A 13,153-nucleotide genomic window follows, 5' to 3' on the forward strand; every position below is an offset into this window, starting at 1 on the left:
TATGTCTATAAAAATTTACACTTCCTCTTCGGTGGAAACTCTCGCTAAAGAGTTTGGAAATTTATACATAAAACAGGAAAATATTTTTAATCCAATGTTAGTTGTAGTTGGAGCCAATACTACAAAAGATTGGCTAAAAGAAACAATAGCAAAAGACAAAGGGATTGTGGCTAATATTTCTTTTTCAAATCCAAATGATTTAATAGTTACACTATCTAAAATACTAGGAATAACTAAATCAACTAGCGATCTATTAAACCCAGTACAAATCAATTGGCTTCTGTTTTCTGAGCTTGGTTCATATAAATTCAAAGCTAATTTTCCTGAAATCGCAAAATATTATCATGATAATGAGTTAAAAAGATTTGCATTAGCCGAAAAAGTAACCTCATTGTTTGATAAATATCAAAATTTAAAGCCAAGTCTAATTTCCAATTGGAACAATCTAGATTTTGAACCTAACAATCCAGATGAAATTTGGCAATGTTTTTTATGGAGAGCCATCATAAAAAAAACAGAAAGTGGCTTTTCTGAGCGTTCTAAATCAATTGAGAATATACTTCAAATCCTCGGAAATAAGAATCAGAATATTAATGATTTAATTTCAAAGCTACCAAGCATTACTTTTTTTGGACAGATAGAATATTCAGAGGAATTAATCTTATTGTTAGAGGCACTTTCTAATCATATAAAAGTTACTATTTTTAGAATTGAATATGCATTTGATGAAAATGAAAGTAATCAGAACAGATTGGTTAATAATTTTGGGATATTCATGAAAAATCAAAAGGAATTGTTTGTTAACACAAAAAATGAAACAATTCTATTGCAAAATTATAATGCTACAAAATCCAGTTTATTGGGTACATTAAAAAATCATATGCTACAAAATAATGGCATTGAAAAGCAATCAATTGATGATTCAATCACTATAAATAATTGCTTTTCAATTAATAGAGAAGTAGAGGTTTTGTATAATTATCTGTTAAAACAATTTGAAGAAGATGCGTCATTAGGAGCAAGGGATATATGCGTAATGATTCCAAATCTTTCGGATTATTCTTCTGCAATTCATGCCTTTTTTAATTCTTCTAAATATGAAATCAAATATACACTTTATGAGTCAAATACAAATCTAGAAGAGTCACCTTATGCGGCACTTTTAGCATTATTAGATTTGGATTTAGATAATTTAACATCTGAGGAAGTCCTAAAATTATTAGAGTATACATACCTACGAACAAAATTTGAGTTTTCAGAAGATTTAAGTACTGTAAGAAGAGCGGTTAGTTTAACTAATATAAAGCATGGTATTGATGGTAATCCAAATCTAGAGACCAATCTAGTATCATGGCGCTATGGATTAAAACGATTAATGTATGGTATTTGTATTAAAGAAGAAGGGATATTAATTCAAGATGGAAATACCGATTTCTATACTGTAAATCAATTTGAAGGTGCTGATGCTAATGAGATAATCCGATTATATTATTTTGTAGAGCAAGTAATCAAATTTATTGAGAACCGAAGTATCTCAAAAACGATAAGAGAATGGGTAGAATTCATAACCCAAACTACCGAGGATTTTTTGAATACTGCTGAGTTTGATTTAACCTTCTTTTTTATGAATTTAGGAAAAATAGATGAATTGAGTTCCTATCTAGAAGATGAAGTTATTCCTTTTTCGGTAGTGCAACATTTTCTTAAATCCATTTTAAATGAAATGGAAAATGGCTCTAAAAAAGGAACATCAGGAGTTCGATTTACCTCTCTGCAACCTATGATGACTGCTCCTGCAAAAATTATAGCCTTTTTAGGCATGAATAACGCTGATTTTCCACGAAAACAAACCAATTTGAGTTTTGACTTAGCTTCGGATGTCCGTTCACAAGCCGATTTAGAGAAACAATTGTTTTTAAATGGTTTATTTGTAGCCGAAGAAAAAATATACATAAGTTATATCGGTCAGAGTGTGAAAGACAATTCGAGTATTCCTCCATCTACAGTGGTAGATGAATTAAGGGCAGCAATTAAACCTTTACTGAATGAAAATTGTAAAATAGATGATTTAGTTACAAAGCACCCATTGCATGGTTTTAGTACATTATACAATAATAAACCAAATATGACTCGTTATTTTTCACAAGATAATCCGATTAATATAAGCAAAGATGATACCAACAACAACCTAGAACCATTTTCAAATAAAATGGATGTAAATGATTTATACAGGTTTTTTACAGACCCTATAAAATGGTACTATAATAAAACTTTAGGGATTTATTACAATGAAGAGGATGCTACTTTAGCTGAAACAGAACTATTTTCACTAAATTCTTTAGAAAGCTGGTTAATTAAAGACGAAGTGTTTAATATACCAAGTTTTGATGAAAGTAATATAGAAACCTATCGCTCTGAAAAAGTTAAAAAAGGGAATCTTCCTTTAATGCAAACTGGTGCATTAGTGTTGCAAAAATCATACAGTGAAATAGAACAACTAAAACACCTATTTGAAGAAATTAAAGTAGGAAACCATAATCCTACCAAATTAATTGGCCTTACTCTGGGTAAATATTATCTTAATGGACAAATTACCCATATTTATGGCAATAGATTAGTATTTGGAACAGTTTCTAAAGACAAATACAAATACCGCTTACAAGCAATTCTTCAATATTTGTTCATAGTTGCTTCTGGTAATGATGCAATAGAGTTATACTATTTGCATATAGAATCTAGTAGTGCTATAGTCGTTTCAGGTATTTCAAAAGAAAAAGCTAAAAACATTTTAGAAAAATGGTGTGGCTATTTTGAAATGGGTCAAAAGAACATACTCCCATTTTCATTGGATTTTTGCAGATTAGATAAAAAGACACATTCGTTTTTTTTAGACTTAATAGAAAAAGAAAATGCTAATGAAAGTACCATTATTCAATTTAATAAAAAATTAAAGGAATTAAGAAATCCTTCATATGGGGAGTGTTATTTGTCAGACTATCAAAAGAAAGAAATAGACAATAACTTCTTTGATAATGAGGCGAATGTTTCGTTATTTTTAAAAATTTACGAAGACATAATCGCAGAAATGAATATGCTATTTAACGAATAAACTATAAATTAGTATGGAACCATTTAATAGTCAAACAATAGACCTACAGGGAAGTAATATTATTGAGGCAAGTGCAGGTACAGGAAAAACTTATTCTATTGCCATATTAGTTTTACGCCTTTTATTAGAGAAAAATAGAGCTATTCAGGAAATTTTGTTAGTTACATTTACTGAAGCTGCAGCTGCTGAATTAAAAGAAAGAACAGCACGGTTTATTCGTATAGCTTTGACTGAAGCAGATGTTGTTTCCGAAGACAATGCAAATGATAAAATAATATGGAACATTGTTCATGATTCCATTAAATCTAATTCAGTTGATAAAGTAAAATCAACTTTAAATACGGCATTATTAAACATTGATTTGGCATCTATACAAACCATTCATGGTTTTTGCCAATCGACGCTAACCGAGTTTGCTTTTGAAACCAATCAGATTTTTGGTAGTGAATTAGTCAAAAATACGGATGAAATTATTACTCGTTTCTTTAATGAATATTGGAGAACAAACATTGCTATTCTAGAGTCTAAAATACAAGATTTTTTTCCTGATGATTTTAGAGAGAGAGTAAAGAAAGGAGCCGAATTAATTTTATCTAAGAACGTGTTTACTGATGTAATAGGTGAATTATCAGATTATGAAAATATCATTGAGCTTGATCAGCAAATTGAAGATTTTTATAATAATAAAAGAGAGGAATTTATATCAAGAGTTCAAAATACTCAGCTTAAAGGGTTAGGAGATTCTACTCGAGAGAAAGCCTATAGTATAATTTATGATACAACTAATTATCATCAACTTTTCCAAATTGAATCAAGATTTAAAATTGCCGAAATTTTTATAGAAGAAGTTACATTCAGTAGAGCTATTGAATTGCAAAAGTCAAATCTTAAAGCGGGTATTATAAATAGACTTATTTCAAATGCTTCCCAAGAAATAGCTCTTAAAGTAAAAGAACACTTAATAAATAATAACCTACTCACATTCGATGCTTTAATAGAAAATTTACATGCTGTAAAAGACGAAGAAAACTTAAGAAAGGTATTGAGAAACAAATACAAAGCAATTTTTATAGATGAGTTTCAGGATACCGACAAGCTACAGTATGAAATATTTGAATCAGTATTCCAGACAAACCCAGATTCAGTTATGTTTTATATTGGTGACCCAAAACAATCTATTTATGCCTTTAGAAAAGCAGATTTGAATACCTATTTTAGAGCAAAAGCAAGAGCGGACCATAAATGGACTATGAAAATGAATTTCCGTTCTACAGATAAATATATCGATGCGATGAACGCCTTTTTTAAAGCGTCAGACAACTTCAAAACTTTTTATTATGATGAAGATGAAATTGTATATCAAGAAGTAGAAGCTTCGCCTAATAATACAAATAAAAATGGAATAACCTCAAACGGAAAATATATATATACTCCATTAGAAATAAGAACTGATTATTCTAACAAAGATTCAATTCATGAAGATCTAACCAATCTTGTGGTTAAATTATTAGATGGTAATCATACCATTGACAATAGACCTATAGTGCCTTCGGATTTCGGGATTTTAGTTCGGTCAAATGCTGATGGTAGAACCATCAAAAAGAGATTAGAGAAAAAAGGTGTTCCTGCTGTGGTGGTGGATGATAGTAGTATTTTTAAATGCAATGAAGCCAATGATCTTAACTTGGTATTAAACGGAATAGCATTACCTAATAAAAGTAATATAGACAAAGCTTTATTGACTCAGTTAGTAGGATATAAAAGTGAAGAATTGAACAACATCGATCATGACAAGGTACTTTCATTATTCCGTAAATACCATCAGGTATGGGGAAAAAGTGGAATTTATGCCATGTTGCGTCTATTTCTAACGGACTTTGGAGTAGAATCCAAATGGACAACCGATGACGAAATAGGCCATCGTGTATTGTCAAATGTATTTCAGTTAACGGAATTGTTGCAAAATATAAGTATTTCAAGAAATTTTACACCTTCTAAGCTAAAAGCTTTTTTGAATAACGCCATACAAACTTCTGATAATTCAGATGATGCCTTTGCACAACGCATTGAAAGGGATGAAGATGCTGTTAAAATTGCAACGATTCATAAAAGTAAAGGGTTGGAATATAATATTGTATTGCTCCCAAACCTTGATTTTACAGTAAAAGAACGTGGGTTTTTTTCAAATTTTAAACATGAAAATGAGGAAAACATTGAATATTTGTTTACATCCAATCCTATAAGAAATTCATCGCATTCTCAATTATTTCTACAACAAGAAGAACAAGAAAACCGACGATTAATATATGTTGCAATTACACGCGCTCGTTTCAATTGTTTTGTTTTTAGAAATAATTATTATTCATCTTCATCAATTAATAGTTTTATTGACAAATTAGCAGTTCAAACAGAGGTTACCACTAACATTAAGTTAGTCAATGGTGATACTAATAAAATCCAAGAAGTAACTTATACAGCTAATGGTACTTTATATCAACCAATGCCTTTAGATTTTCCAACACAAAAGCCTAATGATCATAATTGGAAAAAAATGAGCTACTCCTTTTTAGCAGCTCCACATAAAAGTCACACCACAGAAAATAGTAAGGTGTATGAAGAAGGCTATGACCGATTTGTTTTTAAAGAGTTAGAAAAGGGAATTCATGTAGGGAATATGCTGCACAACATATTTGAATACCTAGACTTCACAGACAGCACAGATTGGAATAAGGTAATAGACATTTCATTACAAAAATTTACAGCATCCAAAAAAGAAGTTTATACACCTTGGATGGAGTCATTTGTAGAAAACATTCTAAATGCTAAAATTAAAGTAGGTGAGGAGGATAGTTTTGAATTGAAAAGTGTCCACAATGATGTTAAAGTAAACGAATTAGAATTTGATTTTCCAATTGACGAGACCTTTGATATCAAGGCGCTTCAAGATTTATTTCCATCCTCAGATACTGAATTCATTTATACTGGTTTTGGTGAAGTCAAAGGCATGATGAACGGTTTAGTAGATTTATTCTTCAAACACAACGATAAGTACTACATACTAGACTGGAAATCTAATTTCTTAGGAGATGCTTTGGAGCATTATGATGAAGATAAATTGACAGAAGCCATGAACGAAAGTAACTACCATTTGCAATATTGTATCTATACTTTGGCAATGAAACGATTTTTAGAAAGTAAATTAGGCGATAGTTTTGAATACAACAAACACTTTGGAGGTGTAATTTACCTATTTCTAAGAGGGGTTAGAAAAGGAGCGTCTACTGGAATTTATACCAACAAATTACCACTTGATAAAGTTGAAAAACTAGAGAATATTTTAAAATTAACTGCTTTAAGTAAATAATTACACGTTTTTCAAATGATTACAAACCAATTGTTAACCAGTTTTTTAGAACTCTATACTTTAAGTGATAATACAGCAAAATGGTCAGTAGATAATTTCGCCAATAATCCACCACGATTGTATCGATTACAAGCAATAGAGGCTTTGATGAAAGCATTACAAATAAATTGTTCCTACCAAGAATTTCAGTATGGAGAATTTCTATTTGGACAAAATCAATTGAATCAATCAGAATTAATAATCAAAATAAAAGAGAACTACCCAACACTTTTTCAAACAACCAATACAGATGAAAAGGACCAAAGTGATTCTCAATTTATGTTTGAGATGTTGTTCAGTTATAGAATGAAATTACAAAAACTAACAAGCTTGAGGGATAGCGTATTGGAGTATTCAGAATACAATAGATATCCAGTACTAATTATTGATACAATTAATAACAAACTTCAAGCAGACATTGAAGCAATAGATAATATACTCGCATATCTAATCAATCCAAAAGAAATACATTTTTCTAATCAGGAATTAATAGAAAAATATAATTACCCAGTTGGAGACCTTGATGAAATAGATTCAGACTGGATATAATAAATAATAAAACTATGGAAAAGCAATTATTAGACACCTTTTTAGATTTGTACACCTACGATACCAAAATACATGAATGGTCCTTTGAAAAATACGAAAACAATCCTTCTCGATATTATCGATTGCAAATGATAACGGCTCTTATGAAAGCTTTAGATATCAATTGTAGTTATTATAAATTTACAGAAGGGCGTTTTATATCAAAAGTACAGTTTAGCAAATGGAAAGAATTTAAAGAATCTATTATCGACCAATTAGATGCCAAAGCATATGCGCGTTCCCTTAAAGATAACTCACATCCTTTTGATATACAAAGCATTTTTAGAACATTTATGCAATACCGATTACACGCACAAAAACTAATAGGCGTTTTTGACGGTATATATGCTGCTAACGAGGAATTTAGGGCTTTTGTTAAATTGATAGAAATTCCTAATAATCATTTAAAGCAAGAGTTAAAAAACATAGAGCATGTATTATATTTTTGCATCAATCCTACAGGAATTAAACATACACAAGAAGAATTAATCAAACAATTTGGCTTTCCTGAAGTTGATTTAGGAGCGATAGATATTGAAAATTTTTGATTATATTATTAAAATAAAAACATTCAAAAAATAGTAATAAAATGGATTATAACAAATTAAAAACTAAAACTCCAAATGAAATTGCTAATTGGATTGAGGGTCATAAAATAATTAATAAAAGAGTAAGAGCAATTTGGAAAAGATTTATTTTATTTTATTTAAAAAATGATTCTTACAACTTACATGAGATTTTTGATCTCATAAACAATAATAATTTAGGAGAAACTTTAACAAGTGAAATGTTAAATGATATCGAATTTTTCTTTTCAAAATAAGAAAACGTTCCAATCAAATAAATACAAATATCAATTTTTGAATTCTCTTTTGAGTAAAAAAAACATTTAAATAATATTTGTATTGATAGATGTTTTGAGTTTATTTTAAAATGTTTTTAGTTATTTTAAAATATTGATAAATAAATATCGTTATTGATAAATAAAAAACACTAAATTATGAAAAAAGCTATTGTATTTATTTTTTTACTTTTAAATTTTGTTGGGTTTTCTCAATCAAATTTTTTGAGGTTGCATACAATTAAAGTTGTAAATAATCAGCAAGACCCAATGTCTAATGTTCCTGTAACATTAATTGAAAAATCTACTAAACAAAGAATTTCTAAGAATACTAATACTAATGGAGAAGTTGTTTTTGAAATTAAATCTGGAAAAGAATGGGCGGTAAATATTCTTGAAATGAAAAACTGTAGTTTTATTTATGATTTTGATAAGGGATACTCTACAGGAAGGAATTTAATAACTTATGATATTGAGCATTACAGAAGGAAAAATAGATTAAAATTAGATAGAAAATCTTTAAAAATTAGTACTATTGATCAAACCAAATTAGTAGTAATTCCACATGACTCAAAAACAGCTTCTGTAAAACTTAAGATTGTAAAGGATGATGATAGTCCTCTTAAAAATTTTGCAGTCAATCTTACGAGTTATAAATTAGAGCAAACTTTTTTAGGTAAGACAAATGAAGACGGGATAGCTAATTTTATTGTACCAATAAATACAGAATTTGATATAGATATTGATGGTATTGATAGTTTTGATTATATCGATACAAAAAAAGCTGGAACTTATAATTTACAATTTACTTACGAACCTACTAATATTAAAGAAACGGTAGTTAATGATACTATAGTTCAGTCAATTCCTAAGGATATAAAAGGAACATCAACTCGAATTGCTGTAAAACTTAAAGTTAACAAGTTAGGAGGAAATGATGTAAGCAGAGAATTAATTTACCTTCAAATGTTAGGCACTAATAAAATTTATAAAGGTAAAATGGACAAAGAAGGTAAGGTCTCATTTTTATTACCTAATAGGAGCAAATATTTAATTCATTTTAAATATCAAAAAGATGTAGATGTTTTGAATTTTTCTCACATGAGAGGAATATCAAATTCAGAGTCAACTATTATTTATAAGCCTGACCCTAAATTAGAGTTTCCTGAAAAATTTATTCCAACACCAGATCAATTATTTTTAAAAGAATTCAAAGATTTTATTACCAAACAATATCCCGAACCTACAGATCCAGTACAACTTCATATAAAATGGGCAAACGACTCTATAAATGCTCTTTCTAAAGAAGCTGTTTTAGAGTTGGGATTTAAAATACGCTCATCTAACAATTATAACTTAAATGGCCCGCCGATAAATCTTTCTTTAGTAGTTGACAGAAGTGGCTCTATGTATGGAGATGATAGAATTGTAGCCTTAAAAAAAGCATTGCTTAATTTTATAACTAAATTAAGAAAAACGGATATTGTTTCTTTAGTGTCTTACGATGATAAAGCAATTTTGTTAGTCCCTTCGCAGCCAGTTGGTGATGGAAAATATCTTAAAGACATGATAGAGGATATTGAAATAGGAGGAGGGACTAATATTTACAATGGAATGGTTATGGGTTATGAGCAAATAGAAAAGAAAAAACTAGCTAAAGGCACTAATAGAGTAGTATTATTGACAGACGGTTATGGAGCTGATGATCCTCTCATAACAATAAAAAAATCTAAGGAATATAATGAAAAAGGAATAGAATTGTCTGCCATTGGTGTTGGAGAGGGTTATAATCAAGCATTATTATCTCAATTAGCTTCAACTGGTGGTGGATTATTAAATTTTATTGGTTCGTCAAAAAACATTGAATCTGTTTTTCAAAAGGAATTAACAAGTCTATTGAGCCCTTGCGTCAGCGATGTTAAGATTGAAGTTGAATATAATGACAAAATTGTTTTTAAGCAATTATATGGATTTCCTTTTAAACAAAAGGATGGAAATTCAGTGCAATTGAAATTAGATGCTATATATGCTGGATTGCAAGGCATTGGATTATTAAAATTTGATTTAAATCATCCAGATAAATCTATTGAAAAGTCTCCTGTCATCATCAAAATGACCTATTTCGATCCAAATAAATTAAAGTATGATGAAAAGATTGAAAAAGTATATTTAAAATGGTTGCCAAAAGAAGGAAAAATAGAGTTAATTCTAGAAGCTGAGCAAAAAAAGTTATATGCTATTGCAGTTTTAAATCAAGGACTGAAGGTAATGTCTGAAAATTTTGCACAAGGAAACTACAAAGAAGCTATAGATCATATTGCTAACGTTCAAAAAAACATCAAGGAAATATTTCCTAATTCTCAAGACAAAGATGTTGAGCAACTAATGAATGAAATGACGGAATATTCTTCTCATTTATCAAGGTTTATGTTTAATAAAGAATCGAAAAACTAAAATTCAATAATTTCCTTGTCTACAATTAATGAAATCAAATAAAATATACCACATCCGGTTAGAAAAAGAAATTGTAAAAACCAATTATGCAGAAAATGATTTTTCGCATCCTATATATACTGAACTTGCTACTATAATTGAGCTAGAGGAGGCAAAATACATATGGATTTCAGATGATGACGAACTTTTTATTAGATTGGATGAAAATAAATACAAAAGCATTAAAAGTACATTTGAAAAATATTATGAACTCTTAGCTGAAGACATTACTGATAAATTGTTAAGAGGAGAAATTGAAAAATTAAATCCAAAAATCAAGTTCTCCAACGAAGCTTTTTTTACTAGTTTTAGAAAAGAATACACTTCTATTGACGATTTGTTGGATAAAATTAATGCTAAAGGTATTGATGCTCTCGACACTATAGATAAATCAATCCTATTCAACAAAAAAGAAAACAAATAATTAGACCCCTATTTTATGACAAAAGGTAAACAATTGATTATTCTTGAAAAATCAGGATATAACTGACTTTTTGTTTTTATTAATAAAAATATTTTCCCTAATTCATTTTATATTCTTTTATGAAATTAGATGATTGGTTTTTATTTTTAAACTTGAACTAACTTGAACTAAATTCACATCTAATTATTTTTTAATTTTCGTATTTTCTATTCTAGTTTTCTTTTTGACAGTGATAAATAATATAATTTCCACTAAAATAAGTATTTCAACAATCAATTCACATCAATATATTAGATAAAAATAGTATTAGAGCAATTGAATAACTTAAGTTTATGTAAAAATGAATAGGAAATATTTGTGAGTTCTAAATAAAATTGTTAAGTAAAAAATATTTGTTTTTAGATTTTCGGGATAATTTATTTATTGAATCGTATTACATATAAAATCTTTTTTTTAAAGTAATACTAATATTCTGAAATTTATGATAATAACATTAGAATTAATTGATTTTTTTATTTTAGTAATTATCACAACAAATTAACTAAAAGGTTTTATAAATTGCTTTTATAATCAATGATATTTATAATTATTCTTACATTAAACTGTATTAGGCTAATATGTTAAATTTTATTACTTTTGAAAAAATAAATACAAATAAATTATTATATATATGAAATTTTGCCATAATTGTGGAGAAAACCTTGCATCACACCGTGGATCTAAATTCTGTTCTAATTGCGGAACAGCATTAATCTTAAGTGAGTCAAACAGAATAACTGATTCTAATAAACCTCCACAACCATCAAAGGTAAATTATGATTCTTATGGAATTATTTTTACAAATACAGTTGCTATTGCTGATAATTTTGGAATAGAACAAGCTGAGGTTATTAATATTCTTGCTGACTATATTGAAAAATTAATATCCGTATCACATCAATATATAATTCTAGATGCATCTAACAATTCTTATGTTAATTTGAATCCTGATGATACATGGGAAAATCATGTTAAGCTATTGCGAGATTATTATAATGATTTAGAAAGTAAACCAGAATACCTTTTCATTATCGGAGGACATAATATTATTCCGATGGCAATAATCAATAATCAAGCAGGTTGTTATGAAGATGATTCAGATATAGATACAGATATGCCATATTCTTATCTTAAAATTGAAAATTTTGAGTCATTATTATGGAATGGAAATATCTTCAAAGAAAGTTTACTCCTTAATGTAGGAAGAATTCCTTTTGCAACAGATAGCGATATTTATGATTTAAAAAATTATTTGGATAGATCAAGTGATAGCGTTTTAACAAACGTTCAGATCAATAACTGTTTTGGAATGACGGCATTAAGTTGGAAAAGTGCTTCTGAAAAAATAATACAAAATGCCAATGCTCAAAAAATACTTCATACCTCTCCGCAAATTGATATAAACTCAGTGGATAATGTATACGATGAATCGGCTGAACTCTATTATTACAATCTGCATGGTAGTGATGCTCCTAGTGCTTCTCAATTTTATGGGGATAATGGTGGGGCTGTGGCACCAAAACACATAGCAAAAGCAGTTAATCCCAACTTTTTCATTACCGAGGCTTGTTATGGGGCTAAATTTATAGACTATGACAAACAATCTGCAATGCTTCATAGTGCGTTAAACAATAATACACTTGCCTTTGTAGGTTCTAGCAGAGTGGCTTTTGGTGCTTGTTCCTCAAACATTAGTAGTGCAGACATTGTAGCAAAATCATTTATTGACGCTCTTTTTGATAGCGTAAATTGCGGCAAGGCTTTGTCTAAAGCTAGAATAGACGTATTTGATGCTTGTCCCGACGAACAATATAATTATGGGGTAACTTCAGCGGTAGAGTTTAATTTATTTGGAGATCCTATTTTAAAGGCATCAGATTCAAGTAAATCAATGTTTAGAAAAAGTAGTGGTAATACATTAAAAAATAATAGTATAAAATCAAAATCATATACTAAATCAAAACCTGAAATTAAAGAAATTGATTTCCAAAATTTAGAAAAAGGTATTCTAAATGATGTAAGAAATTTGGTTAATAATGAGGTTTTAAAGATTAGAGAAATTGTTGATACTTATTTATATCAAAATTTTAATGTAGATAAAAGGTGTATTCAAAAAGTGTTCTTAATAAAATCAAAATTTGGTGAAGAAACTTTTAATTATACGTATCAAAATCAAAATGGAAATATACAAACCACATATTCTGTTTTTACAGATAAACGTGGCAAAATCAAATCAATACTAACATCAAAATAAAT

General features: G+C 28.7%; 8 protein-coding genes. All 8 read left to right on the plus strand.

The features are described from left to right. Position 1 precedes the first annotated feature (1 nt). The 8 genes from ABD771_RS09930 (at position 2) to ABD771_RS09965 (ending at position 13,151) form a co-directional block, all read left to right on the plus strand. Entirely contained in the window at positions 2-3,109 is a 3,108-nt protein-coding gene (locus ABD771_RS09930) for an exodeoxyribonuclease V subunit gamma (RefSeq protein WP_345094056.1), read from the plus strand. 13 nt (positions 3,110-3,122) lie between these two features. Continuing rightward, positions 3,123-6,473 carry a UvrD-helicase domain-containing protein gene (locus ABD771_RS09935; protein ID WP_345094058.1) on the plus strand — a complete coding sequence of 1,117 codons (3,351 nt, stop codon included), beginning with the start codon at positions 3,123-3,125 and terminating at the stop codon, positions 6,471-6,473. Positions 6,474-6,503: 30 nt separating this feature from the next. Then, positions 6,504-7,061 carry a hypothetical protein gene (locus ABD771_RS09940; protein WP_345094060.1) on the plus strand — a complete coding sequence of 186 codons (558 nt, stop codon included), beginning with the start codon at positions 6,504-6,506 and terminating at the stop codon, positions 7,059-7,061. A gap of 14 nt (positions 7,062-7,075) precedes the next feature. Next, complete coding sequence (locus ABD771_RS09945; protein ID WP_345094062.1) at positions 7,076-7,648, plus strand: hypothetical protein; 573 nt, start codon at positions 7,076-7,078, stop codon at positions 7,646-7,648. Between the two features lie 41 nt (positions 7,649-7,689). Beyond that, complete coding sequence (locus tag ABD771_RS09950; RefSeq protein WP_345094064.1) at positions 7,690-7,923, plus strand: hypothetical protein; 234 nt, start codon at positions 7,690-7,692, stop codon at positions 7,921-7,923. A 249-nt stretch (positions 7,924-8,172) separates the two neighbouring features. Continuing rightward, positions 8,173-10,395 carry a vWA domain-containing protein gene (locus ABD771_RS09955; RefSeq protein ID WP_345094066.1) on the plus strand — a complete coding sequence of 741 codons (2,223 nt, stop codon included), beginning with the start codon at positions 8,173-8,175 and terminating at the stop codon, positions 10,393-10,395. 28 nt (positions 10,396-10,423) lie between these two features. Beyond that, positions 10,424-10,858: a hypothetical protein gene (locus ABD771_RS09960; protein ID WP_345094069.1), complete on the plus strand. Its 435-nt coding sequence runs from the start codon at positions 10,424-10,426 to the stop codon at positions 10,856-10,858. A 670-nt stretch (positions 10,859-11,528) separates the two neighbouring features. After that, positions 11,529-13,151 (plus strand): C25 family cysteine peptidase, encoded by a 1,623-nt coding sequence (locus tag ABD771_RS09965; RefSeq protein WP_345094071.1) that lies wholly within the window; start codon positions 11,529-11,531, stop codon positions 13,149-13,151. The last annotated feature ends 2 nt before the right edge of the window (positions 13,152-13,153 follow it).

The organism is Flavobacterium chungnamense (genome assembly GCF_039539165.1).
GTDB lineage: Bacteria > Bacteroidota > Bacteroidia > Flavobacteriales > Flavobacteriaceae > Flavobacterium > Flavobacterium chungnamense.

What these genes read in the sequence shown, in the direction of transcription:
- ABD771_RS09930 (WP_345094056.1), top strand. Translation starts at nt 2, where the DNA reads ATGTCTATAAAAATTTACACTTCCTCTTCGGTGGAAACTCTCGCTAAA.
- ABD771_RS09935 (WP_345094058.1), top strand. Translation starts at nt 3,123, where the DNA reads ATGGAACCATTTAATAGTCAAACAATAGACCTACAGGGAAGTAATATT.
- ABD771_RS09945 (WP_345094062.1), top strand. Translation starts at nt 7,076, where the DNA reads ATGGAAAAGCAATTATTAGACACCTTTTTAGATTTGTACACCTACGAT.
- ABD771_RS09950 (WP_345094064.1), top strand. Translation starts at nt 7,690, where the DNA reads ATGGATTATAACAAATTAAAAACTAAAACTCCAAATGAAATTGCTAAT.
- ABD771_RS09960 (WP_345094069.1), top strand. Translation starts at nt 10,424, where the DNA reads ATGAAATCAAATAAAATATACCACATCCGGTTAGAAAAAGAAATTGTA.
- ABD771_RS09965 (WP_345094071.1), top strand. Translation starts at nt 11,529, where the DNA reads ATGAAATTTTGCCATAATTGTGGAGAAAACCTTGCATCACACCGTGGA.